Genomic DNA, 25,197 nt, shown 5'->3' with positions numbered 1-25,197 from the left:
AAAAAGCCGCTGATTTCAGCGGCTATCTTTTAATCAATAATTTCATTCATTTCATAAATTACATCAAAGTCTTTTCCAGTGAAATCGGCCTTAATATTATTTTCACCTTCGCAGAAAATATTAGATGCTTGCTGTTTATACTTCTTTTGAGTATTTGGATCGATAGCATTTAAGACAAGATCTACTTTTCGACATACTTTTCCATCAATCTTAACTTTTGATACTTTTTCAATATCCATATAATTTGAACAATCACGATCATTTTGTGGAGCAGTTTCTACCGAAGAGTATGAATTGATATGGATGCTTCTCGTATCAGAGAGCCCACGCATTAATTGAATACCAAATTGACGATTATCTTCTATATGGAATTGGCGAAAATCACCTTCAATTACATCAGAATAAAATGCTCTCGTTGAATAACCAATATTTACAAGTGCTTTATCGTTATTAATTTGTTTATTCTTTGCGGCTTCAAGCATTTGAAAACATTTATTAAAGCTTAGGTTTTCTTTAATCTTTACTTGTGAACTTCCACCTCCATTAAGAATTGAAGATAGTCCATTTCTTAAGTTTTGTGATTGAGAAGGTGATAAGTTTAAGTTTGCTGTTAAATTATCAAATAGGTCTGCTTGAGCAGATGTTGATAGGAGCATTGTTAAAATAAGTAAGTTCTTCATATTTATCCTCTTTCTAATTGTGTGTTTCTATAAAGAGAATAGCTAATAATGGGAGGTAAGTGGCTGAAATTGGAAAAATTACTAGGGGTGTAAAGAAAGTATTCAAGCCCCTAAGGGCTTGAATTTATTGTTTATTTTTGAATTTGTGCTTTCATTAAGCGCTCAATTTGAACTCTGTGATCACAGACAATCCAGTCATTTCCGGCACCACGTCCAATTGGAGCATACTTATCTTGATCAATTCGCCCTTCATCAAGAAGTTCATCTTCAACGTGAACTCTCACAACTTCACCTGTAACAAATGTTCCTGTTCCCGGAACATCACCATAACTTAGAGAGTCTCTAAACTTACATTCAAAATGTATTGGCGATTCCTTCATTCTTTTTGGAGTGACAACTTCTGAATCAAGTTCTGTTAATTTTGCAAAATCAAATTCTGATTCACCATGAGCAAGCTCAGTTGAGCAAAGATTTACCTTTTCATAATTATGTTTTGTAACAAAGTTTACGACAAACTCTTTTTGGCGAAGAATATTTTTTAATGTGTCTTTTTGCTCTCCATCGCTTGAGCGAATCATTGGAGTAAAGCCAATAATCATTGGGTTTGCACTAACAACTGTGAAGAACGAGAATGGTGCAATATTACTTGTTCCATCTTCATTTACAGTTGAAACCACAGCAATTGGCCTTGGAACGACTGATCCAATTAGTAGTTTATAGTTATCTTTAAATTCTTGTTTTGTTGTATCAAAAGTTGCCATAATTACATCCAGCTTTTCCAGTAGTCTTTATTTTCATTCTCTTCAAACCACTTAGTTGGTTTTAGAGGGTAGCGAGTATCAACCATGACAGCATACTCGTCAGTGTATAATTTATCTTCACCTGCTTTAAAGGCTTTTGGGTGTGGCCCGTGATGAACGCCTTGAGGGTGAAATGTAAGAGCTCCTGCATCGATATTATCACGAGAGAAGAAGTCTCCCTGATGATAGAAAAGGACTTCATCAAAATCGATATTAGAGTGATAGAAAGGAACTTTAAGAACCTTATGTTTCTTATCCTCAAGTGGTCTTTCTACAAATGAACAAACCACAAAGTTCTTTGCTACAAAAGTTGTGTGACCTGATGGTGGAACATGATAGCGATGACTCATGATAGGGCAGATGTCATAGATTGAAATCTTCCATGGATAGACTGATCCTTTCCATCCTTTTGCCGTAAGAGGATTAAATGGATAAGTGATGGTTGTAATTTCACCAAGCCTTTTAACTCTTACCTTATATTCTGACCAATCTTGATCAGAACCTAGTGCAGCTTCAGGCGTAAACTTCGCCGTCTGATCATAAAGTGCATTTGGCCCAAGAAGTCCACGTGAAGGCTCTTCAAATTCTGAGCGAGACTCAACTTGGAAGAATTTAGCCTCTTCAGTAATCTTTATTATATAAGTTGTACCGCGAGGAATAACGATGTAATCACCCTTAACAAAAGGTATGTGTCCATAAATTGTTTCAAAAGTTCCACTACCTTCGTGAACAAAGTAAAGTTCATCAAAGTCTGCATTTCTTAAAAAGAAGTCCAGAGACTTTGTCAGTGTTCCAAGACTTAGTTCACAATCTGTATTAGCTAAGATCGTTTGAAAGTCATCTTTAAGATCTGGATGTGAAAAAAGTGAAGGAAGATTCTTAGGTTTTAAGTCTCCCGAAATATCTGTCCAGTTAACTGGTGGTTGTGTGTGATAAAGTTGGCTGACTCGCCCAAAGAAGCCATTGCGTCCATGTTCTTCTTCATATAACCCCTCGGGGATATCAACGTGTGCCTGTTTAGTGTAGACACCACTTGCTTTAAAACTTTCCATTTTATTATCAGTTGCCATTATCTAGTACCTCTTTTAGATCCTATTTTATTGGTTAACTTTCCAATACCTTCTACTTCAAGTGTGATTTCATCCCCAGGCTTTAGCCATTTATCGATCTCAAGTCCACATCCTGTACCAACTGTACCTGAGCCAAAAAGATCACCAGATAGTACCCATTCGTCTTGAGAGACGTGAGCAATCATTTGTGCCCAACTGTAATGAGAGTCTCCAGAGAATCCTTCTGACCATTTCTCACCATTAACCGTTGCAGTCATTTTAAGATTTGGTTCTTTAAAATCAAATTCATCAAATGTTGTAATAACTGGTCCAATAACTGAACAGAAGTCTTTGCCTTTGGCCGGCCCAAGACGGACGGCCATTTCTTTCTTTTGAATATCGCGAGCTGATATATCATTTAGGATAGTGAAGCCAAAGATATAATCCTTTGCATCGTCTTCACGAATATTAATTCCATCTTTTGCGATTACCATTCCTAGTTCTAATTCATAATCGAGAATTTCTGTATAACTTGGCCAAAGAACTTCTTGTTGATGGCCAATAAAACCATGAGTTGGTCCTTTGTAGTAAGCAGGGATCTCATACCAAGCTTCTGGAATTGGCTCTTTTCTTTTTTTGAATCCAGCAGCAACATGTTTTTCATGTGCATAGAAGTCTCGATAATTTGGAATTTTATCAATAGGAGTTCTCAAATTAACATCATCAGTTTTAAAAGCAATTGGTGTACCATCTTTAAGAGTAAGATCACCTACTTTTTCTAAGAATAGATAGAGGCCATAACATTCCCCTAAGAAGTCAATTGGATCATCTTTTGTTTGAAGAATCTCTAATAGAGAAGGAGGGCAAACATGATTGGCCCTTTGCCAAAAATTAAAATAACCTTCTCTTTCATAATCACATGCCCAAACGTTGTTAGGGTCAATGACAAGACCGTCATCAGTGAGAATTCCAAGTCTTGCTTCTGGTCGATTTGATCCATGAGTTATGTACTGACAAATTTTCATACGAGATCCTTTCTAAATCTTTTGTTATATGCAGGTAGTATTCTGTCAAAAGCTTCAAAGAAGTGCTTCATCTCATCCTTCGTTCCAATACTGATGCGTACGAATTCTGGCATTTCATTGGCCACAAGTTTTCTTATAATAACACCTTCATTAAGGAGTTCCTCAAACATAAAGTCACTTGCTTCACTACTGCCTGTTTTAATTGTGACAAAATTTGTTATGGACTTAATAGGAGAGAAGTCCCTCTCTTCTAAAAAGCTCATTAGTTCATCATATCTTTTTCTATTATTTCTAAGTGTACGATCTAGGTGTGGTTGATCCTCAAGTGCGCCAACTGCTCCAAGTTGTCCAATTAAATTAGGTTCAAATGGAAGCTTAACTCTAGAAAGATAGCCTATTAACTCTGCATGGCCAAAACCGTATCCGACGCGAATTCCTGATAGGCCATAGGCTTTAGAAAAAGTTCTTAAAGTAAGAACGTTATCATATCGGTAATTCATTGAGTCTGGGTAATCTTCTTGATCTTGAGCAAATTCAAAGTAGGCTTCATCAAGTATTACGAGAACATGTGGAGGTACGTACTCCATTAGATAATCAAATTCTTCTTTTGTAATATAAGTTCCAGTTGGATTATTGGGATTTGCAATATAGATGACTTTCGTTTTATCGGTAATATTTTTAGCTAATGCCTTTACGTCAAAGCGATAGTCTTCAGTGAGTGGAACTTTATTAAGTTTTGCTCCCACACTTCGTGCAAGAATATAAAAACCAATGAAAGTATTATCACATGTTAAGACTTCATCATCCGGTCTTAGGAAAGCTCGAGCAATATAGGCCATAATACCTTCAGAGCCATTACCTAAAATAATATTTTCAAGTTTTAAATCGTATATATCTGCCAGTTTGGATTTTAAAGCATATGCATGCATATCTGGATAGCGATGAAGATCCCAGAGTCCTCTTGTCATTTCACGAATAGCAAATGGAGATGGCCCAAGTGGATTTTCGTTTGAGGCAAGTTTTGAAACTCTTGTTAGTCCTTTCTCTCTTACAACTTCATCAATAGGTTTACCTGCTTGGTAAACTTGTAAGTTTTTTAAATATTCTGGGACAAGGTCTTTGCGGTGCATGTTGCTCCCTATTCTTCTAAGTAATTTAAATTGATATTAACCTGAGTGATTCTAACTTCTTTAGTGCTAATTGAATAGTTTTGACCGGTGCATCATGTACTTAGGATTAGGATGATTTAGACTATCATTTATGACGAAATATCACTTTGGACAATTTACCCCTGAACATCTAGAGCTTATTCAAGAAGGTTTAGAATTATATAACACTGGGCACTATTGGATGTGCCATGAAGTTATTGAAGATCTATGGATGGATGCAATGGGAGATAATGCTCGTTATGTTTATTGGGTAGTTATTCAACTAGCTACGTCACTCTATCACCATGAGGATGACAACCTTAATGGAGCAAGTGGGATGGTTAATAAAGCAAAAGGTAAAATTGACTTCATCGAAAAAAATCACGTGGAGTCAGATATAATGGATAAATATTTAGACTGGCAAAGGCTTAAGAGAATAGTAAAGAAGATTCCACATTCTCCAAAGCTTACAGACTTTAAAGAGTTAAAGTCTTTTAAATTTCCATTAAAACAAGGTGTATAAAAAATGGTAAGTAAAATTCCATATTTCTTTTTTCGCTCAATGAATATTTTAAAATCAGATAAGAAGATGATTCTTATTGCATTATGTCCGGTAATAATTGGCTTTGCTCTCTATTACTTTTTAGGACAATACGCATTTAATGAAGTCTCAACATGGGGTCATGGTTATATTAATGAAAAGTATCCAGATCAAGGATGGGTGAGTACTGTCTTTTCTGGTGTGTTGATTGTCTTATTAGGCGTTATTATTAATTGGACTTTTTTCCTTGTTATCTCTTTTATCGCCTCTCCATTTAATGACATGTTAAGTGCAAGAGTTGAAGTTATATATAATCTTCAAAAAAAAGAGTCAGACACTCTTGTTGCTACATTTAAAAGATTACCTAGCATTCTTTTAAACGAAGTAAAGAAAGTAGGAGTCATTGTTATTTTATCAGTGATAAACATCGCGTTTGGATTTGTTTTCCCACCAGTTACTTTTATTTTAGGTGGATTAATCTTAGCAATTTCTTTTATCGACTACTCATGGGCAAGACATGAGCTTAGAGTCTCAGAATGCATTAGAGATGTAAGAAAAGGCTTTCTCCCTTATTTACTTGGTGGAGTTTGTTTTATGTTTCTTATTTCGATCCCTCTTTTAAATCTATTTTTCTTACCTCTGGCAGTTGTCTTTTTTACTGTTATCTTTTGTGAGTTAAGAATAAATAAGCAGGCAAGTAATGAAGAAGTTTCTTCTTAGGGTTACAGGAGATGCAACAGAGTTCGCCTCTGTTTTACCTGTAGTACAAGCGATATTGAATGAGAATGAAGATAATCAAGTGGCCATCGTTTACAATGATGGGCTTGAATTAGAAGACTTTTGGTTACCTTCTCGTTGTTGGGCCTATCCAATATCTAAAAAGGAAACAGAATCAATGTTTGCTGCACATAAATTTGCTGCAAATCTTCACGATATTTTTAATACTGATTACTATATCGACTTTATTAGCGATATGTATTCTGCATTCTTAGGTTTGGCCTTTAGAGCAAATATAAAAATAGGATTACAAGGTGGCCCAAAGAGCTTTTTCTATCAGGTCTCACTTCCTGAGTTCTCAGGAGAATTTCTTGATGAAAAAAAAGTTAGCAGTTTAAATGCTGTCGAAGGTGACTTTAATAACCCTGCAATCGATAATTCTTTCACTCATCAAAATATAAGAAATATATTTATCTCTTTTCCACATAAAATGGATGTAGCATTCATTGAAAAAATTAATTTTATCGCAGAATGTTTACCTACGATAAAACTACATGGTTACATATCCCCACAAAGCGTGGATATCTATGATGCCGTTAAAGTTCATGGAGCAATAAGCCTTTTTAGTGAGTCTTCAAATGTTTTGGCCTGTCGAATCGATGAGTTTGATGGAGTTATAACTGATAATCTGGCCATCGCTCAAATGTCTCGAAACCGAGGTCAGTTAGCATTTCTTATTTGTGACGAAGATGATGAACTACCACAGTGGAAGTACATGCCTGAGTCAATTGGTCGACTTAATTTTAGCGGAAGCTCTCTTCTTTCATACGGTATAAGTGAGACGATCTCATTGAAAGCTTTTCCTGATTTAGAAGATTATATCTTAAATTATCAGTCACTTAGGCTCGTTCCTTAAGCACAAAGGCCCAACGTTGCGGGCCAGTGGGAAAGTTGATAAAATAAACCTATGGCGGCCGCAAAAGATCATACATTTGCACCATTTGAAATCCTTCCTGTCGAGGTTGATGATATCAAATCTCTGGCCCGCATTTATGTTGATTGCTTTTGGGAAAATTACAAAGGCATTCTTTCAAAAGAATATCTCTACTCACTTAAATACTCCGACGTTCAACAAGCTTGGGAAAGAAAAATTCCAAGACGCCCAACAGAGGGGGGGACACTTGTCTTTCATGGCCCTGATGGTGATGTTGCTGGATTTATCGATTATGGACCAGCGAGAGAGCATGAGCATGGTATCCCTGGTGAAATTTATGATTTTTATATTTTAAAAAAATATCAAAAGTCAGGAATGGGTAAACAGTTATTTGAAGCAGTTGTGAAAGATTTTAAAAACCGTGGTTATGATTGCTTTTATCTTTGTACATTTAAAGAGAATCCTTCAAAAGGTTTTTTTATCAATAACGGTGCTAAGTTGTTGAAAGAGTCTCCATTTGAATTCAATGGCAAAGCTTACCAAGAAGAGTACTTCTACTTCGAAATATAATTAATTACTTAAATTATCTGTAAAAACTTCATATTCGAAATAAATTAACTATATTCATGGTAGTTTCCACCAAATCAAATTGGAGGAAAGTAATGAAAAAAGTTATCTCAACGGCGATACTATCGCTCGTTCTAACTGTAATTCCTGTACGTTCATCAAACGCTACAATTGGAATTTATACTGCATTTTTTAGTCCTGCTGCTGCTTCAAAGTTGGCACTTACAGGTCTTGCAACTATCGCTGTCGGTTATGGTGGTTCTTACGTAATGAAGAAAACACTATGTGATGGTGAAAAAGGTTGTCTAGCACCTATGGTTGCTGGTTGGATTATTGGTATGATCTTCTTAAACGAGGAATCAGGTGTTGCTGAGTTTAAGAAAATAGATCTTAAAACGGCCGCTGATCTTGGCTTAACTTCTGTTGAAGTTGATTCTTACAATGGTGAGATTGAAGAAGTAAACGCTGTATTTAGTGAAGTCATCGCAGAGTTAGATAAAGATTCTTCTGATGAAGATGCTGCTGATGTATGGCAAGAATACGAAGAATTCTTATCGCCAAATACATTTAAAGTAATGAAGGCATTAGCAACTCCAAAGGTTGATTAATAAATTATGGAGGCAACTGCCTCCATATTTACTTTAATGATGAAAGTAATCTATCTATTTATTCTATTTATATCTCTATCGACGAATGCTCTTGCAGCACGAGTTGTCTTAATGTCTTCTTTAGACACACCAAGAATTTGGTATCATAAGAAAGATTGGGAGATCGAAAGACCATTAAAGAAAATCTTTAAAAAGCACTTTGAAGGCTCAGGTTATGAAGTTGTTATCAAAGAAAAGGTAGACCAGGTAACTCTTTGGAAGGAACTACAGAATCCGGAGAACCTGGCGATATTTTGGGTTTCTCATGCTAAGGGACAGGCCCAAATAGGTGCTGGTATAAATTCAGAGTCAGCAGTTGTCGATTACTATGGAAATGATGTCAAAGATCTATTTAAAACAGTTCATAAAAACCTAAGGTATCTAGGTGTTGTTGGATGTAATGCAAAAGAGATGTTGGAATCGTTTACTAAAAATGGTTATTACAAAAATAATAAGAAGCTAGTAACTCACTCATTTGATAAAAAAGTTGAAGTTAGAAGAGGATTACGTCGTTCAATAAAATATTCTGCAAATGCTTTAGGACATTATAAAAATACTTTTGGCCCAGGTGGACGAATAGATATTGAGAGTGAATTACTAGAGGATTTTCAATCATATAATAATGAAAATAAAGACTCAAAATTTTTCGAAATCAATTATGAAAGGTTTTCACAAGTTGACTCTGAAAGTGTTGCCATTAAAGTGAATGGATTAGTTTTAGATGTATTAGAGTCGCAGAAAGCTGGTGAATTATCTAAAGGTACTTTGAAACTACCTCATGACTTAGATCCAAGAAAAATTACTGTTGATTCAAATCGGTTTTATTCAAATAAGAAATTAGATCTAGGTGAGTTTATATTCGTAAGTAGAGAGATGAGCTGGAAACCATTTGCTAAAAGAGATGGCACTCCAATAGGAGCAACTCGAAATATATATCGATTAAAGAAATAAAAAGGCCTCTTTAAAGAGGCCTTTTTTATGATTTGAATTGTTCGATTTGTTCTTCTAGCGATTTTATTTTTTCTTCAAAGCTTGCGGCTTTTTCTCTAACTTCTGTAACGACTTCATCAGGTGCATTTGCCATAAACTTTTCGTTATTTAATTTCTTGCCAATTTTATCTAGCTCTTTCTTTGTCTTATCATAATCTTTTTCAAGACGTTTAATTTGAGCATCTAGATCAATTACACCATCAAGCTTTAAGAAGATATCCGTGTGAGTTGTTGCTTTCATAATACACTTTTTCGGGTTCTCAGTAGATTTGGCTGCAATCTCTACATCTTTTGCACGAGCGAGATCTTGTAAGCCTGCCATATTGTCTGCAAAGTAAGAAGATGCTTCTTCATCATCTGTTAAAAGGACAACTTCAACCTCATCTTTAGGTTTAATATTTACTGATTGCCTTAGGAAGCGAATACTTGAGACAACTTCAATAAACTTATTCATCTTAACTTGTTCACTTGGGTAGTTAAGAGATGTATCGTATTCTGGGTAATCGGCTGAGATTAATAGATCTTCGTTTTCTTCTTTTAAGTATCCCCAAAGCTCTTCAGTGATGAAAGGAGTGATTGGGTGAAGAAGGGCAGTGATCTTTCTAAAGCAGTACTTTAGAACAGTTGCTCTTTGAGTTTTTGCTTCTTGATCATCTCCGTTAAGAGTGTTTTTAGAAAGCTCAATAAACCAAGAACAGAATTTATCATATACAAATGAATATACTTCAGAACATGCATCGTCGTAGCGGAAAGCATCGAGTGATTCATTGACAACTTTCGTTGCATCATTAAGTTCTGATAGTATCCATTTCTCTTGATCATCAAGCTTTGCAGGAAGTTCTTTATTTGCAAGATCTAAGAATGGTGAGATGAAACGGAAAGCATTCCATATCTTATTAATGAAGTTTCTGTATCCTGCGATTCTTTCTGGATCAAGATTAATGGCACGATTGTAACCAGAGCCTGCTGCTAGTGTAAAACGAAATGCGTCTGCACCATATTGCTCAACCATTTCAATCGGATCAATTCCATTACCAAGAGATTTACTCATCTTGCGACCAAGTTTATCTCGAACGATTGCATGGATATAAACTTTATCAAAAGGAACCTTGTTAGAGAATTTTGTTCCCATCATCATCATTCTAGCTACCCAGAAGAAAATGATATCAAAACCTGTAATAAGTACTGAGGTAGGATAGAACTTATCGAATCCTCTTTGTTCCATTCTTTCTTTATTTGGCCAGCCAAGTGTCGTCATTGGCCATAGCCCAGAAGAGAACCATGTATCTAGTACATCAGGGTCTTGTGTATAATCTTTTGTACTACACTTTGGACAAGAGCTTGGTTCAAGTTCTTCGTCTGCCCATTGGTGCTCACAAGAGTTGCAAGTAAATACTGGAATTCGGTGTCCCCATAAAAGCTGGCGTGAAACACACCAATTCTTTGGTTCACGAAGCCAAGCAAAGTAAGTGTTCTCCCACCCTTTAGGATAGAATCGAGTTGTATCATCTTCAACTCTTTCTACAGCTTCTTTGGCCATAGAATTTACATCAACAAACCATTGCTTTGAAATCATTGGCTCAATAACAACGCCTGATCTTTCTCCATGACCAACTTGATGTACGTGCTTTTCTTCTTTAACAAATAACTCTAGTTCTTTTAACTTTTCAACTACGCCTTTACGAGCTTTCTTACAAGGTAGGCCTTGCCACTCTAGTCCGTGCTCATTAAGAGTTCCGTCTAGATTAAGAATATTGATTATTTCAAGATTATGTCGTTTTCCAATATCAAAGTCATTAAAGTCATGACCTGGTGTAACCTTAAGGCAACCAGTTCCTTTTTCAATATCAACATGCTCATCACCAACGATTGGAACCTCTCTATTACATAGAGGAACAATCGCTTTCTTACCAATTAAGTGAGCGAACCTTTCATCATTTGGATTAACGGCAACAGCTGTATCTCCAAGAAGAGTTTCTGGTCGTGTCGTTGCAATTTCTAGTTTAATATCACTATCTTTTACAGAATATAGAATATGATAGAAGGCACCATTAACTTCTTTGTGATCCACTTCTGCATCAGAAATTGCTGATTGTAGTTTTGGATCCCAGTTAACAATATAATCTGATTGATAGATAAGGCCTTCATTATAAAGAGTCACAAATGCACGTCTTACAGCATCATTTGCCTCAGGGTCCATTGTGAACATTGAGTAATCCCAATCACAACTTGCACCCATTACTTTTTGTTGGTTTGCAATAACACCACCATATTGCTCTTTCCATTCCCAAATTTTCTTTAAGAAGTCTTCTCGAGAATAGTCGTGCTTTGTTTTCTTCTCTTCGTTCCAAATTAGCTCTTCAACTTTTGATTGAGTTGCAATACCTGCGTGATCCATACCAGGAAGAAACAGAGTTTCATATCCTTTCATTCTTTTAAAACGAATAAGGGCATCTTGTGTTGTTATATCAAGAGCGTGACCTGCGTGAAGAATACCTGTGACATTTGGAGGTGGCATGATGACGCAAAAAGACTTGCCTGTCTTTCCGGCTTTTGGAGCGAAGTACTTTTCACCTTCCCACTTTTTATACCACTTTTTCTCAACATCATTTGAGCTATAAGTCTTCGGTAAATCTTCGAATGATTTTGTCACAACTTTCTTCCTTTTATCGATTTAACTATTTGAAATTATATATCATATGATACACATTTTTTCTTTTAAAAATAGATGGGTAAACTATTGAAATTTCAAAAAATATATTGATGGGATCTACCAAGAATCCACGGGATCTGGGAGTTCTTCAGGTGCTTGATAGTCAGGATCTTTCTGGGGAGTTGTGTCAAAAAAGAGTTTATCAACTGCACGGCGTGCCTTAATAAGATCAATGTCATTAATTGAAATATACTGGCCTTTAGTATTTTGATTACCAGTTCGTGATGCTACTTGAAGGTTTCTGTTAACAACATTAAAAACTTCTAAGTTTGTATCAAGTAATGTTTGCTTTCTTGTTGCAGCTGGTTTCCTTAGTGTCTGAATCCAAAACTGAAGATAGCTTATGCGATTCATGAATTGGGAAAGCTCTTTTGAAGCTTTTTTATTTCTATCAGTACTTTTTATATAAGCATTATATTCTCGAAGAGTTTGGTTAGTTAGTAGCTCCCCCAAGTCTTTTAGAATTTTCTTTGCAATTCTTTTAGAAAAATACATCTCTTGATTTAACTTAAGCACTTCTTTTTCCAGTTCATTAAAAAGGCCTTGAGAAATATCTATATGTTTGTATTCTTTTGTCGTCTTTGTTTTTAAAACAGTATCCATGATAGAAAGCTCAATAAAATCATTATCAATAGGGGCCAAAAGGTTTTCTCCCAGTATAACGACCTCTTCTTGTGTGATTTTACTATTTAAATATAATTCTAAGATAAGGTCTTTAATATATGGACTTACATTAGAAGCAAATTTGATTTCCTTCTCGCTAGGTGCAGATGCTAGGATTGAAAGAGTAAATAGAAACGAAATAATTAATTTCATAATTGTGATTTAATCTCCTCGTTTATTGAATATTTCCCTTCTTTATTTGTTAGTAGATAGATTTTATCTTTATAAGGAATAAGAACTTTTTCATTTTGAATCGTATATGTCGAAACATAATTTAGGTCTGTTCTTTTAAAAAGTTTCTTTTCTTTAAGATCAAATGAGACGAGCTCTCTTTGATTAATTAGATTTGAATTTTTACTCTTCAAAGTCAAAATGAAGTATAATTCACCACTGTTATATTGAAGATTATAAGCTGGACCGTATGTTGTATTAAAGAGTGGAGTCTTTTTAGTATAGTCGATTGAGCCTTTCTCAAGGCTTGAGAGTTGTACATATGACTTATTTGATATGGCAGTCTCAAGAATATAAATTCTTTCATTATCACTTGTTAGACTAAGTTTAGAATTTGTCGTATCAAATTCATGTAATAAAAACTGCTTTTTGGATCTGTTGTTATAGATTGAAACATATTCGTAAAAGTCTTTATTTCTATCAGTGAAGTAGATGAGACTATCATCAAAAATAATCGTTTGTGGACGATAGAGAAGATCCCTTGTTTTAAGTGGGATCTGGAAGCGATCCAAATAGTTTCTTGTATTGATAACTTCTATAAAGAGCTTATCTTTGTCTTCTTTCGTAAATGAAATATAGCCACTTTTTTTATGGAATTTAGGATATGAGCCTTTAGAGATAAAATTAAGTTCGTTGGATTTTATATTATAAAAATATATCTCAGAATCTTGAAAGAAGCTAAAATTCTTAAAATGATTCTCTTTCACACTGATAATATAAAGATCATCATTAACTTTAATTACATCAAACTCGCTATTAGACTTCTTTTCAATGACAACATTTGCTCTATTCTTTGCTGAATAAGCTAAAGTGTTCTTACCCTTTAGATAAAATGTAACACCTGTAAGGCTGTCGAGCTTTAAGTTATGAACGTTTTGTCTTGTTGAAAACTCAAGGAGTTTAGTCCTGGCCATAACTAAGCTATTCGATAGTATTAAGATAAGTAAAAGAGCTTTAGTAAATGCCATAAAACTCCCATGCTTTTAAAGGTGATAGGGTTGAATAACGTGATAATGCAGTGAAGACGTTTGCCCAGAGCATAAGTCTTGGGGAGTTCACATCGTCAATTGCGCCTCTGAAACTCAAGTAGGTATTGTTGTTAATCTCTTTATGGCCATCGATTATAAATGGCATAGGAGTACAGATTCCAAGTTTAGTACTTTGGTAATGTGATGGGTAAAGATCTTCACCACAGCCCATTCCGTGAATTATTCCGTTTTTCTTTTTATCTAAAAAGAACTTAAGAGAAGAAAGAGAGTTAATCTCCTGTTCCTTTAGTCTTAAAAGATTGATCATTCGATCATGAATTGAGGAATCAGTTGAGTTATACTTAGTTTTAAAATAATCAAAGGTCAATTGTCCTTCACTCCAAATTTCTTTAATCGCTCTATTGTCTAACATGATTTTGTACTTACAAGATACAGTACGACATGCTACTTCTTCAGGAACAATCCAACATCCTGCTTTATATTTTAAGCGAAGGGGATTGTATTCTTTTTTGGAAACTTCTTGGCATTTTATTCTATTTGATACAGTTTTGGTTTGATAGAGCATATTAGCTACAACCATATTTAAAGCATTGTAATTTTCTTTTGAGTTACCTGGAATATAAGGAAGACATTTTTTCTCCTTACTTATCGAAGTATAACAAATCTTTAGAGGCCACTTATCTTCTTCATCTGACTCAAGATAGAGCCCATAAATCTTTTCATAGCTTGGAAATACACAGTCATTGCTTTTTATATCATTTGTTGCAAAGTGCTTTATCACTCTTGCTCCATTTACAATGGCAAGATTTCCTATGAACTTTGGACAATCATTAAAATTGTTTTTTAATCTCGAAACCATTAATGTCTCAGAGACTTTTTGACAGTCTGGCATCGGATAGAGAACACTTCCTTCTCTAGGTCCTTTCGTTTCACATACTTCAGGTTTTTGTCTTAATAGCTTTATACATTTTATATATTCAACATCTTTTAAGTCTTCTTTCTTAAAGATGTTCTGACATCTTTGCTTAATATAATCTCTTGATCTTTGTTTATTTCTTATTAATGCCCAAAAGTCTTGCTGAGCATAATTATTACAGAATTTTTCTTTTCGATTTAGGTTAGAACAGAAGTTTCTAAAGTATAGAAGATCTTTTTCCTTAATTTCTTCAGTATAAGTCTTTGCTTGTCTTCTAAGTGAGTTTATATAACTTCTTTCTCTAATTGAAAGATCATTTTCTGTTAAATTTTGACTAAGTTTAGAGGCAAGATCAATTGTATAGGGGGCACTACAAATATGATCGACATTTATATTTGCACTTAAATTATTATATTGATCTAAGCATTGTCCTTTGGAAGTTGGAAACTTTGGTGTAATTTTTTTGAAAGTATCTGCTAGGAGTCCTTTTTCAAATACACGACTTTGTTTAAAAGAAAGTCGACAGTTACTTTTATAATAGTGAGATAAGAAAGAATCAATCGGGACAATTGCCTTTGTCTTTTTCTCTCCTTCTGTTACCGTAGCTTCCACGTTTAATAGGGGAGTTCCGTTAATGTTGATAAGTCGGTTTTTTAATAGAGTATAGATTGAACAATTATTAATACGATACAGTTCTTTGTAATAGTCTGGTGAATAAAGAAGAATTGTATTTATTTGGCGTGTTGATAGTTCAATTCTTTCTTCATCTTTAAAGATTTGTCTTATTTTCTCTTCATTAGAAGGATTTAAAATTTTTTGACCTATTTCCTGACGATACAGGTTTAGCTTTTCCTCAAATGATTCAAGGAGTCCTTTCTCTGGTAATGTTAATTTGGCTTTTGTTTTTTGAGGTGTATTTGATTGAGCATATAGACTAGGCCCAGTTAGTACTGAGCCTAGTATAATTAATTTAATCGATAGTTTTTGCAAGAATTGAGGCAACGTCCTCAATCTCAAGGTTTTCTGTACCTGTCTTTTCGCTAATTCCACCCTTAAAGTTTATCATACAGAAAGAGCAGGCCGTAGCTAATTTCTCAACTTTCTTCTCTCCAACATGGGCAAGTCTGTTAACGGCAGGATCATTTCCTTCCTCAACTTCGTACCACATGTTTCCACCACCCATACCGCAGCATAGAGCAGTGTCTTTAGTCTTATCCATTTCCTTGATTTCAACACCTGTTGCTTCAAGGATTTGTCTTGGTGCGTTGTATTCACCGTGATGGCGACCAAGGTAGCAAGGATCATGGAAAGTAAGATTCTCTTCTACTTTTTTCTCTGGCTTTAGTTTTCCTGAGCGTAGAAGGTCTGCGAGAAGTTCTGTGTGGTGAACTGTATCGAAGTCACCATCATCAAATTTCGCGTATTCTTTACCAATAGTATGAAGACAGTGAGGGCAGTGAGTTACAACCTTATCAAAGTCATATTGATTCATGTTGGCAATATTCTCAATTGCGATTTCAAAGAAAGAGTATTCATCACCAATTCTTCTGATTGGGTCACCATTACATTTTTCAGTTTTCCCCATTACAGCAAAGTCTACGCCTGCCTTCTTTAGGAGTTTAACAGTATCTTGAACTACTTTTTGGTTAGATGCATCGTATGAACCAGCACAACCAACATAGTATAAATAATCAACTTTCTTTCCAGCTTCGATTACAGGAACATCAAGTCCATCTGCCCACTTAAAGCGATCATCTTGTGAGATCCCCCAAGGGTTTCCATTGATTTGAACCTTTTGAACAGCTGTCGCAGCATCTGCTGGAACTTCACCAAGTGTAAGAGTCTTATATCTCTTTGCACCCATGATGATGTCAACGTGCTCGATATTTGCAGGACATTCTTCCATACAGGCACCACAAGTTGTACAAGAGTCTAGCTCGATTGCTGAGTAAGTCGAGTTTTCCCAGAAATCAGCATCAGTTTCACCTTTAGCTGCTGTATCAAAAGCAAGATCACGTGCTTTTGTGATAATTGTTTTTGGATCTAGTGGTCTTTCTGCGATATTGGCCGGACATACTTGTGTACAACGCCCACATTCAACACATGCTAGAAGATCAAGCTTGTTTTTAATTGTTAACTCAGAAAGTTTACCTAAACCAAATGTTTCTGCTGTTTCATCTTCAAAGTCCATTGGATCAAGAAGGGCCCCGCGTCTTTTTGGTGTAACAAGGGCAGCAAATGGTAGAACAAAAATATGAGAAAATTTAGTTGTTCCACAAGCAGCAACAAATAGCATTGTATTTGCCATGTGAACCATCCACATTCCACGATAAGTATATGCCCAAGCTTTCTCTGAAAGTGGAATGCCTTGGAATAATGTAGCAAGGAACCATCCAACAGGAGACCATGTTGCTTCACCAATAGGCATACCTGTTCCCATGATTCTTACACCTTCAATTAAGTAACCAAGAACGACAAGAGCAATTAGCATACTGTACATAAATAATTCTTGCTTTGGCTTAGTCGCTTTTAAGTAGTCAGGCTTATCAATATATCTTCTTTTGTATGCAAGAGCGATTCCGGTAAGAACCATTAGACCTGCAATATCAGCGAGGAATGAGATTACGATGTAAACATTACCTTTATAGATTTTAAAAGGTGTATCGGCATGAATTGCAACTAGGTCAGTAGCAATCCAGAGAATTACAAATCCCCAGAAAATAAGGCCGTGGAAGATTGCAACATTTAAGAAACGAGGCACTTTTCCTGTTAGAAGCATCGTTTTGAAAAACGAACTCCAGTTTAACTTTTCAGGGAAAAGATCTTTTAAGCCTTTTACAGCATCGAATCCTTTCTTACCTGTAATAAATTTGGCTTTTTCATAAAGCCCTTTGAACATAACAAAGACCGCTGCAAAAAATAGGATGTACATGACAACCTTAAACGAGTATGGAATATTCCAAAATATTTCTCGCGTAGCAGCATCAAGAGTTTGATTCATTTCTTCCCTCGCTTACTTTTTGTAGGTGAATAACATTTTTAATAATTTCAATCTTATATATATGGTAATATACCATAAGTATCCTTATTTAAAGAGTCAGAAATTATGTTGTACAATAAAAAAAACTTAATATTATTAATACTCTTCGGCTTATTTTTTTCTTGTTCAAGAGTAAAAACCATTAATTTAAAAAATCATTCTTTCAATAACTATCCCTCAAATTTAGTTTTTATTCAGATACCTGGCCTGAGTGAAGAGCACATGGGCTACTTGCACTTTAAGAACTTAAATTTCAATGCTCAAACAGAGCTTGAAAAGTATTCTTGTTTTGGAAAGATGTGGTCTTATAATATGATGACAGTAACTCCAGACATCGACGACCAGCTTCTAACACAGCTAAATGGATATTCACTTCCAAGTAATAGTTGTGAAAAATATCAGAGAAGAGCAATTTGGGATGTTTTAAATGGATCTGGCTATAGTTCTTCGGTTATTTATCGTGGCAAAACTCCTAAATTTAAAGAAATTGATAAATGTAATACAAATTTCTACAAAAATACTCGACTATTCGTCTCAGGGGCCAAAGAAAAAGTTGCAAGTGATAAAGAAACTTTTCACTTTCAACAAAAGAAAGAATATCAAAAAGGCAGTACTTACTACGATAAATCGTGCAAAAGAGATAAGTGCTTCTCAACAACAACAGATTTATTTAATCATGTCCTAACTGCGATGAATGATTCGAATCGTCGCTTCATTAATATTGTTGATTACGAATTACTTAATATTTTGAATAAGCAAGATGTGAAAGGGTTTACCTCTTATATGTCTAATCTAAATAACTTTCTTATCCAAGTAAGAAAGAGAATTAGTAAAACAAACGATTATTTAATTGTCGTTAGTTCGGCTTCTCCAAAGGCCATTGATTGGAAAAGAATTAATAAAAAATGGAGAAGTATTCCTATCGCTACAAATAAAAAGTCACAGTTAATGTCCCCTGTTTGGGCAGATGGCGCTTTGGCAGAAAATTTTTGTGGACTATATTTAGAGTCTGACTTGAATCGCCGCTTCTTCTGGCGTTCAGAAGAAACGACATTACCGTTTTAAGCTCTATTGTAGATTAAGTAAGTTTGTAACTTCTTCTTTTGTAATAAGGTATGCAGTTTTACAGTAGTCACATTTTGTTTCTACCGATAGGTCTTCGTGGAAAACATCGTCAAAGCCACTTGATCTTACAACACTGGCCACTCCTGTTACCATACGATCACGAGAACAGCTGCACTTAAATTTAATCTCAGTTGAAGTAAGGTAATCATAACCTAGTGATTCAAACTTCTCTTGAATTGGACCTTCTTCATTAAGTGCTTCTTTGAATATTGTATCTAAAGACTCTTTGTTTTCAGCAAGAAATTGATCAAGGCTGACAGACTCAATAACTTCTTCCTTATCGACATTTACTTCTGGAAGTTTTGTTATCAGTGCAACTTGGTCACTATCCTCACTAAGAATAATTGCTGAATTCATTTGATATGATCTTTTAAAAAAGTCATTAATGATTCCATTTACATTTTTATTTTTAACTTCAATGATACTTGTATAAGGAGATTTAGAATGAGGAAATTGCTTAGCAGTTCTAAGGTGTCCTGAGATCTTTTTTGGCATCTCTGGTAACTCTTCTGGAAGAATTAGAGTTCTAAAGAAGCCTGCCTGATTCATTTCAAGTTTGAATCTAAAATATGGTTCTTGTGAATCTAAAAAGATCCCCATATTTTCCTGTGGCTTAAGAAAGTTGATCATTGGAAGAATTGAAAGAGTAATATCTCTTAAAAATGCAAAGCCTTGCTGGTTGACACCGTGAATTAGTGCAAGATCGTGAATAACCTTCTGCCCCTCTAAGAAAGAGATTGCAAATGTTTTTTCTTTATTAATGAAGTTGAATAGACGACTTTCTTTAATCACAGTAAAATTCTCCTTGTATGCGCTTTATATATCGTTTTTCGAGTAAAGTGTCATTAGGAAGCTTAAAAAAAGGTAACGTTACGTGTTAAATCTCTACTTATACGAGAATCAATTCGATGAATTGCTGGCCAGCAATGAGAACATTAAAAATTGGCAAATTATCTGTCCTTCACCACAAAGGGCCGATCTCTACCGAGATATTCTTATTCGTCGCGGACTCGCTTCCACTTGTGAAACCATAACAATTGCAAAATTCTTATCAGATCACCTAGAACTTAGTGAATCTCAAACAAAATTATCAAAATCTGAATTAATGGTAGACCTATGGACTTTTTGGAAGTCTGCTGTAAATGATGACTACGAAAAATTTCATTTTAGTTTCGAACTCTTCACTGAAGTACGCTCTTATGATCTAAGTCAAAATCTTATTGAAGAATTAGGTCAGTTAGAGACCCTGGAGAAGGAGTGTATTGCTGGGCTGATGAGATTTTATACATATGTTGAAAATTTCAATATAGTAGATGAACAAAAATCGTATCAATTAGTAAGTGAGCAATTTAGGGCCGAAGAGAATATCGGATATATCTTTATTGGATTTGATCACCTTAATGCAAATCAAATAGATATGTTGAAAGGGATGGGGAATAAAGCAGAGGTCTATGTTCCAATTAGTAAGGAGGTCTTCAACCAATGTGATGGTAAAGTCTTTTGGCCAAATTGGATAGAGACGCAACAGTTGAAAGAGGAAATTGAGTTTGAAAATATTGATTGCGAATATATTTCAATTCCATCTGGACGAAGTGCAGAGTATTTTAGTGAACTGATAAGGCAGGACAAACAATTAATTAGTTTTTCAAACAGCTTAGATCTATCTCAAGTCAATTCGTTACTGATACCTGAAAAAAGGTTTAAAACTGATTTTGCATTATTTTTTAGTAGCGTTGATCAAATTACTTCAAAAATCCAAGAACAACTAAATCTCAATGGTGGAGTTTTAAGTTGTGATGATATTCAAAAGTTTTTAACTAAATTAAGTCTTCTAAATTTCAATGAAGATAATTTTATTAAATTGAAAACAATCCTGTCTTTTAAAAATGAAATTAAGGCTTACTCAGAAAAAGCGACGATTAACGAAGAACTCAGAAGCTCAGATCTAAAGTTAATTAAAGAAGTATTAGGGCTAAATCTTCCAAGAACATCTGTTGTTAATTTAACTAAAGATGACACGGGAACGATTGGAATAAGAGATAATCTTTTAAGTTTAGAAGATTGTGAAAATAAATATCTTTATATTTCAAAGGATGACTTAGGAGCTTTAACAACAGCACAAAGATTCTCAAATGATGTCTTAGTTATCTTTAGTGCTTTTGGTCCTCTTCAAAGTAAGGCCTTAGATATTGCAAGTTTGAGATCATTGATAAGACAATTTATTCAAAGTGGTGGAAAGCTCATTCTTGAGGAAGGTTTGCTCCACGGTAACTCTATAGCAGAGTCTCTTTTTGATGGCGTAAATCTTAACGATTATAATTTAGAAGTAAGTAAGAGACTGAGCTTTGAAAAGAGGGCCCAGCAAAAAGCGAGTGTCGGTGAGAAGTTGTCACCTTCATTTATTCAAACTTATATTGATTGTCCAAAGAAGTGGCACTTGAAATATGCACAAGGGGTTGATCTTGATGTTTCATCTTCGGCGTTCATTGATAGAAGATATATTGGAACAATTAATCACAGTGTAATTGAAGCGTATGTTGAAAAACATGAAAGCTTTAGTGAATCTATATTGAGAGAGTTAATTAAAAACACATTGAATCGTTTTATTGTTGAGAACTCGCTACTTCCAGAAAGAATTGATATTGAAAGTTTAAGGCTTGCGATTGAATCATATTGTTCGTCTATTATTATAAAGTTGTTAGAAATAAAGAAAGACAAAGATGTCGAATTAATTTTTGAAAGAGATATTTCAAAAGTTAATGAAGAGTATAAAGGTTTCATTGATCTTCTAATTAAAAAAGGAAATGACTTTTATATTTATGACTTTAAGACATCTGGAGGTTCAATACCTAATAAAACAGATATCGTTGATTATCGAAAAATTCAGCTTATAGCATATTATAGAGCATGGTCACGTGAACATTCATTAAAAGGTGGCGGATATCTCTGTCTTGAAAACTTGAAGGACTCATTCTTTATTGGGGATGAAGTTTTCTTTGGAGAGTTTCATTCAAAGTCTAAACAGATCGAAGAAGTTGATCTTGATGAATTCCAGGATCATATGAAAGAAATTATTAAAGAAATGGGCTCGGTAGAGACTTGGCCTGCAAGACCAATGAGTAATCAAACATGTACTTTCTGTGTCGCTAATCCTGTCTGTGCAAAAGGAGAGATGCAATAATGGCCATTCAATTAAATGTAGAACAAGAAAAAGCAGTAAAGCATGATGGTGGTGTTCTTCTAAACGCTGGTGCAGGATCAGGGAAAACACGAGTAATTATCGAACACTTGGCTTATTTAATAGAGGAAAAGTATACGGCTTTGGAAGAACAACAGGTTCCTGATATTGGTCAATACTTGAAAGCTTATCTTTCTAAAATAGTTGTTATGACATTCACAAAAGAAGCCGCTGGTGAGCTTCAATCTCGTATGTTTGATCGCTTTAACGATGTTGAGGATAAAAATAAGAAGAAAATAATCGATGAGGCCCTCGAATCCTTAGGTATTTCAACGATCCATAGCTTCTGTTTAAAACTAATCAAGAGAGGCTATATCTTTGGTGCACCTGCTAATCTTGATATCGTCGATCGCTTTAAAATAAATGTAAAAATAGAAGAGCTTACAAAGCAGTGGTTTAATCGAAATCTTAATAATCCAAAAATAGAAATATTTCTAAAAAATATTGATGCACTTACTAGTTCTATGCAATTTGTATTTGCTAGTCCTGAGTTACGATATGAGTGGCAAACACTTGATGTTGATCATGTTGAATTTAATGAAGAAGAATACTTTGAAAATATTTTAGGTCTTTTGGGATGTTCCGAAATTTTTAAATGTCATTACTCGAGTGATACCTATTCAGAAGAACACGCAAAAAAAGCATGGTGGAAGCATTTAAATGCAAGCGAGTCATTCTTTTCTTCTAATAAGTATGATTGGGAAAATATTAAAAAGTTTTGCGAAGTCTATAAGGCAAATAAGCCACGTAAATCCAGGGGGATACCACTTGAAGTTGGTGAGTTAATTGAAGATGCAAATAAATTACTAAAGTTTGTTGAAAAAGAAGGTGAAAACTTCGATCAATTTTTTGCTAATGAAAATATATATCGTGAGTGGTTAATCTTATATAAAGAACTATTTAATTATATTCAGGAACATTATTATAATTACCCCGGTATGGACTTCTCAGATATTGAATATTTAACTTTGAAATCTTTAGAGGAGTCAGAAGAGTCAAGAAGGCTCTGTCAGGAAAATTTTGATTATATTATTGTTGATGAGTATCAAGATACTTCACCAGGACAATTCCAAATAATACGTCATGCAATAGGTGATAATTTTAAAAAGCTTATGTGTGTTGGTGACAGGAAGCAGGCCATCTACGGTTTTCGTGGAGGTGAGATTGCCGTCTTTAATCAAACAGAAAAACTGATTCCTCAAAATCTCTATATGTCTAATAACTATCGATCAGAAGAAGCAGTTGTTAAATTTAATAACCAATTCTTTGATACCATCTTTGGTTTGGGTGAAAAATACCAAGGGCACGATCAATATAGTGTAAAGGTCGATTATCAAAACTTTCCAGCCGATGTGAAAGAGTCCGCTCTAGGTAGTGTCAAAGGGCATATTGTTGATCTTGAAATGGAGGTCGAAGGAAGACTTACCTCTACTGTATATGACGATATTGAAGCCAGCTCAATTGCTGAATTAATTGAAAAGAAGTTCAAGGAAAATCCACAAGAACAAATTTGTATTCTTTATCGTACTCTGGCCCCGTCAAAGCAATTGATTTCAAATTTGATGAGTAAGAAAATACCGTTTGTTGCTCAGGTTAAGATTCCATATGGTGAAGATCCGTTGGTAATTATCTTTAAGGCTTTTATTAATTTCTTGATTGAAGCAGATAAAGAAGGGGCGGATTCAAAGAGGTTGCAGGCCATTGCTCGTTATTATAATTTTATAATTAATGGAGTATGTCGACATTACTACGACGAGTATCGAGAGTTTACAATTGAAGATCTCGCTAAGATGAAGGGTACGTACAAGAATAGTAATGTGGAGTATGCATTTTGGTCTTTTGTATTTGACCTGGGACTATCGAGTTCTACATATAAGAATAATTCAGAGAAGATAAATGGAATTATCGGCGGCGCTAAAGGAGATATTGATCAAATTTATAAAATCTTGAAGTCTCTTGAAAAAGACTCTTATAGTGCAAGCTTTTCATATCTATCTAATGCGAATGTAAGAATTATGACGACTCACGCTTCAAAGGGTCTTGAATTTGATACAATTATATTAGGTGGTATTCATACTAATGGACGTACTGTTGTTGATACATCAAAGTTTGGTTCACTTCCTGGGGCCTTGTCTTGGGGAGCTGATATACATACAAAGAAGTTAAACTCGTCTCCTAATTTAATTCTAGAAAAACTAATCAAAAAGCAAAAAGAGTTTTCAGAATCAAAACGACTATTCTATGTTGCCTGTACTCGGGCCGTTGAAAATATTGAGTATTTTGATATCAGTGTAAATGGGAAGGAAGTAAAGCATTCAGATAATAGCTGGATTGTACCTCTTCGGACTCATCGTCTAAACGAAGTAGAATGTGATGACTTTTCAGTTGCATATGAAGTTAGCTCGTCAAATCGTCCACCAATCTATTTCATGGATGCACTTGGAATTAAAAATGTTGAATCAACTACAAAGCTAGGACTAATCTCAGAATTATCAGTTACAAAGTTATCTGAACTGGCCTTGTGCTCACGAAAGTTTTACTTAAACCAAGTATTGAAATTAGATGAAGACTTTAAAGAATTCACAAAAGAGAATGAAATTGAAACTCCTTCTGCATTCGGTGTTTCTGATGTAGACCGTGGAAATCGTCTGCATTTTCTTGTTGAAAATTTAATTAAGGGCAAGGACTTAAAATTTAACAGTCCTCAGGAACAAGAGATTGTGGAGTGGGTAAATGAATATATTCAAAAATCGGCCCATGAAAAGATTCTAAGTGAGCATCAAATTAAGTTTTCTTTCTTTGGCCAGATGATAACTGGGATTATAGATGCTTTAGTTTATCAAAATAATCAAGTAGTGGAGATCTGGGATTTTAAGTCAGGTCTAATTGATGAGGATAAGCTGAGATCATATTTCTTCCAGTTAAAAACCTATGCTTTTGGTCTGAAATTAATCAATGAAAATATGGCAAGTACTATAAATCTTAAAGTTTTGGCCCTTGATGAGAAGAGAATTATTGAAGAGAAAATTGAAATCAGTAATGTTGAGAATGATCTCTTCGAAGTGTGGAGAACACTAAGTGATTTGGTCGGAAAAAGAATTAAGCACTGTTCATCTTGTTTGTATGGAAATTTATGCCACCAATAAGCGACTTAATTAGTACTTAACATCTTATGTTAAAATAA

General features: G+C 34.7%; 20 protein-coding genes. 9 read left to right on the top strand and 11 right to left on the bottom strand.

Annotation, left to right across the window (positions count from 1 at the left end; translation table 11 throughout):
* Positions 1–29: 29 nt before the first annotated feature.
* From ACN5L8_RS08405 to hisC, 5 genes are all read right to left on the bottom strand, one after another.
* On the bottom strand, positions 30–680 hold the full coding sequence (locus tag ACN5L8_RS08405) for a hypothetical protein (RefSeq protein ID WP_419172815.1): 651 nt from the start codon (positions 678–680) through the stop codon (positions 30–32).
* Between the two features lie 131 nt (positions 681–811).
* Positions 812–1,441 carry a flavin reductase family protein gene (locus ACN5L8_RS08400; protein ID WP_120404088.1) on the bottom strand — a complete coding sequence of 210 codons (630 nt, stop codon included), beginning with the start codon at positions 1,439–1,441 and terminating at the stop codon, positions 812–814.
* A 2-nt stretch (positions 1,442–1,443) separates the two neighbouring features.
* Complete coding sequence (locus tag ACN5L8_RS08395) at positions 1,444–2,550, bottom strand: homogentisate 1,2-dioxygenase (RefSeq protein WP_233500258.1); 1,107 nt, start codon at positions 2,548–2,550, stop codon at positions 1,444–1,446.
* Positions 2,550–3,554, bottom strand: a complete 1,005-nt coding sequence (locus ACN5L8_RS08390) for a fumarylacetoacetate hydrolase family protein (protein WP_120404089.1) — start codon at positions 3,552–3,554, stop codon at positions 2,550–2,552. Before ACN5L8_RS08390 ends, ACN5L8_RS08395 begins: the two co-directional genes overlap by 1 nt.
* A complete protein-coding gene (gene hisC / locus ACN5L8_RS08385) occupies positions 3,551–4,684 on the bottom strand; it encodes a histidinol-phosphate transaminase (RefSeq protein WP_115362230.1) in 1,134 nt (377 codons plus the stop codon). Before hisC ends, ACN5L8_RS08390 begins: the two co-directional genes overlap by 4 nt.
* 130 nt (positions 4,685–4,814) lie before the next feature.
* Between hisC and ACN5L8_RS08380 the strand changes: the two genes are divergently transcribed.
* The 6 genes from ACN5L8_RS08380 to ACN5L8_RS08355 all read left to right on the top strand — a co-directional run bounded on the left by ACN5L8_RS08380 (position 4,815) and on the right by ACN5L8_RS08355 (position 9,059).
* The gene (locus ACN5L8_RS08380) at positions 4,815–5,225 is read left to right on the top strand and encodes a DUF309 domain-containing protein (RefSeq protein WP_120404090.1); all 411 of its coding nucleotides are present in this window, start codon (positions 4,815–4,817) and stop codon (positions 5,223–5,225) included.
* Positions 5,226–5,228: 3 nt separating this feature from the next.
* Positions 5,229–5,963, top strand: coding sequence for an EI24 domain-containing protein (locus ACN5L8_RS08375; protein ID WP_115362226.1), 735 nt, complete (start codon positions 5,229–5,231; stop codon positions 5,961–5,963).
* Positions 5,944–6,876, top strand: a complete 933-nt coding sequence (locus ACN5L8_RS08370) for a hypothetical protein (protein ID WP_120404091.1) — start codon at positions 5,944–5,946, stop codon at positions 6,874–6,876. The genes ACN5L8_RS08375 and ACN5L8_RS08370 overlap by 20 nt, the downstream gene beginning before the upstream one ends.
* A 51-nt stretch (positions 6,877–6,927) precedes the next feature.
* Positions 6,928–7,464: an N-acetyltransferase family protein gene (locus tag ACN5L8_RS08365; protein WP_419172814.1), complete on the top strand. Its 537-nt coding sequence runs from the start codon at positions 6,928–6,930 to the stop codon at positions 7,462–7,464.
* Between the two features lie 92 nt (positions 7,465–7,556).
* Entirely contained in the window at positions 7,557–8,069 is a 513-nt protein-coding gene (locus ACN5L8_RS08360) for a hypothetical protein (RefSeq protein WP_419172813.1), read from the top strand.
* A 36-nt stretch (positions 8,070–8,105) separates the two neighbouring features.
* Entirely contained in the window at positions 8,106–9,059 is a 954-nt protein-coding gene (locus tag ACN5L8_RS08355; RefSeq protein ID WP_419172812.1) for a hypothetical protein, read from the top strand.
* A 25-nt stretch (positions 9,060–9,084) separates the two neighbouring features.
* Here the strand turns inward: ACN5L8_RS08355 and ACN5L8_RS08350 are convergent, their stop codons facing one another.
* The 5 genes from ACN5L8_RS08350 to ACN5L8_RS08330 form a co-directional block, all read right to left on the bottom strand.
* Positions 9,085–11,751: a valine--tRNA ligase gene (locus ACN5L8_RS08350; RefSeq protein ID WP_419172811.1), complete on the bottom strand. Its 2,667-nt coding sequence runs from the start codon at positions 11,749–11,751 to the stop codon at positions 9,085–9,087.
* 117 nt (positions 11,752–11,868) lie between these two features.
* Entirely contained in the window at positions 11,869–12,627 is a 759-nt protein-coding gene (locus ACN5L8_RS08345; RefSeq protein WP_419172810.1) for a hypothetical protein, read from the bottom strand.
* Positions 12,624–13,673: a hypothetical protein gene (locus ACN5L8_RS08340; RefSeq protein WP_419172809.1), complete on the bottom strand. Its 1,050-nt coding sequence runs from the start codon at positions 13,671–13,673 to the stop codon at positions 12,624–12,626. The genes ACN5L8_RS08345 and ACN5L8_RS08340 overlap by 4 nt, the downstream gene beginning before the upstream one ends.
* A complete protein-coding gene (locus ACN5L8_RS08335; protein ID WP_419172808.1) occupies positions 13,660–15,600 on the bottom strand; it encodes a hypothetical protein in 1,941 nt (646 codons plus the stop codon). The genes ACN5L8_RS08340 and ACN5L8_RS08335 overlap by 14 nt, the downstream gene beginning before the upstream one ends.
* Positions 15,581–17,611 (bottom strand): heterodisulfide reductase-related iron-sulfur binding cluster, encoded by a 2,031-nt coding sequence (locus ACN5L8_RS08330; RefSeq protein WP_419172807.1) that lies wholly within the window; start codon positions 17,609–17,611, stop codon positions 15,581–15,583. The genes ACN5L8_RS08335 and ACN5L8_RS08330 overlap by 20 nt, the downstream gene beginning before the upstream one ends.
* 261 nt (positions 17,612–17,872) lie before the next feature.
* Between ACN5L8_RS08330 and ACN5L8_RS08325 the strand changes: the two genes are divergently transcribed.
* Positions 17,873–18,715, top strand: coding sequence for a hypothetical protein (locus ACN5L8_RS08325; RefSeq protein WP_412474032.1), 843 nt, complete (start codon positions 17,873–17,875; stop codon positions 18,713–18,715).
* A gap of 3 nt (positions 18,716–18,718) precedes the next feature.
* On the opposite strand, the gene ACN5L8_RS08320 is transcribed toward ACN5L8_RS08325, so the two are convergent.
* Complete coding sequence (locus ACN5L8_RS08320; RefSeq protein ID WP_115362207.1) at positions 18,719–19,567, bottom strand: Hsp33 family molecular chaperone HslO; 849 nt, start codon at positions 19,565–19,567, stop codon at positions 18,719–18,721.
* 82 nt (positions 19,568–19,649) lie between these two features.
* On the opposite strand from ACN5L8_RS08320, the gene ACN5L8_RS08315 reads away from it, so the two are divergent.
* Entirely contained in the window at positions 19,650–21,956 is a 2,307-nt protein-coding gene (locus ACN5L8_RS08315) for a PD-(D/E)XK nuclease family protein (protein ID WP_419172806.1), read from the top strand.
* Positions 21,956–25,159, top strand: a complete 3,204-nt coding sequence (locus tag ACN5L8_RS08310; RefSeq protein ID WP_419172805.1) for a UvrD-helicase domain-containing protein — start codon at positions 21,956–21,958, stop codon at positions 25,157–25,159. The genes ACN5L8_RS08315 and ACN5L8_RS08310 overlap by 1 nt, the downstream gene beginning before the upstream one ends.
* Positions 25,160–25,197 lie beyond the last annotated feature (38 nt).

The organism is Halobacteriovorax sp. (genome assembly GCF_048381875.1).
GTDB lineage: Bacteria > Bdellovibrionota > Bacteriovoracia > Bacteriovoracales > Bacteriovoracaceae > Halobacteriovorax_A > Halobacteriovorax_A vibrionivorans.
This window is presented reverse-complemented; position numbering and strand designations above follow the sequence as displayed.

Bases quoted from the DNA above. Each gene is read 5' to 3' on its own strand.
- ACN5L8_RS08405 (WP_419172815.1), bottom strand. From the start codon at position 680: ATGAAGAACTTACTTATTTTAACAATGCTCCTATCAACATCTGCTCAA.
- ACN5L8_RS08400 (WP_120404088.1), bottom strand. From the start codon at position 1,441: ATGGCAACTTTTGATACAACAAAACAAGAATTTAAAGATAACTATAAA.
- ACN5L8_RS08395 (WP_233500258.1), bottom strand. From the start codon at position 2,550: ATGGCAACTGATAATAAAATGGAAAGTTTTAAAGCAAGTGGTGTCTAC.
- ACN5L8_RS08390 (WP_120404089.1), bottom strand. From the start codon at position 3,554: ATGAAAATTTGTCAGTACATAACTCATGGATCAAATCGACCAGAAGCA.
- hisC (WP_115362230.1), bottom strand. From the start codon at position 4,684: ATGCACCGCAAAGACCTTGTCCCAGAATATTTAAAAAACTTACAAGTT.
- ACN5L8_RS08380 (WP_120404090.1), top strand. From the start codon at position 4,815: ATGACGAAATATCACTTTGGACAATTTACCCCTGAACATCTAGAGCTT.
- ACN5L8_RS08375 (WP_115362226.1), top strand. From the start codon at position 5,229: ATGGTAAGTAAAATTCCATATTTCTTTTTTCGCTCAATGAATATTTTA.
- ACN5L8_RS08370 (WP_120404091.1), top strand. From the start codon at position 5,944: ATGAAGAAGTTTCTTCTTAGGGTTACAGGAGATGCAACAGAGTTCGCC.
- ACN5L8_RS08365 (WP_419172814.1), top strand. From the start codon at position 6,928: ATGGCGGCCGCAAAAGATCATACATTTGCACCATTTGAAATCCTTCCT.
- ACN5L8_RS08360 (WP_419172813.1), top strand. From the start codon at position 7,557: ATGAAAAAAGTTATCTCAACGGCGATACTATCGCTCGTTCTAACTGTA.
- ACN5L8_RS08355 (WP_419172812.1), top strand. From the start codon at position 8,106: ATGATGAAAGTAATCTATCTATTTATTCTATTTATATCTCTATCGACG.
- ACN5L8_RS08345 (WP_419172810.1), bottom strand. From the start codon at position 12,627: ATGAAATTAATTATTTCGTTTCTATTTACTCTTTCAATCCTAGCATCT.
- ACN5L8_RS08340 (WP_419172809.1), bottom strand. From the start codon at position 13,673: ATGGCATTTACTAAAGCTCTTTTACTTATCTTAATACTATCGAATAGC.
- ACN5L8_RS08330 (WP_419172807.1), bottom strand. From the start codon at position 17,611: ATGAATCAAACTCTTGATGCTGCTACGCGAGAAATATTTTGGAATATT.
- ACN5L8_RS08325 (WP_412474032.1), top strand. From the start codon at position 17,873: ATGGGCTACTTGCACTTTAAGAACTTAAATTTCAATGCTCAAACAGAG.
- ACN5L8_RS08310 (WP_419172805.1), top strand. From the start codon at position 21,956: ATGGCCATTCAATTAAATGTAGAACAAGAAAAAGCAGTAAAGCATGAT.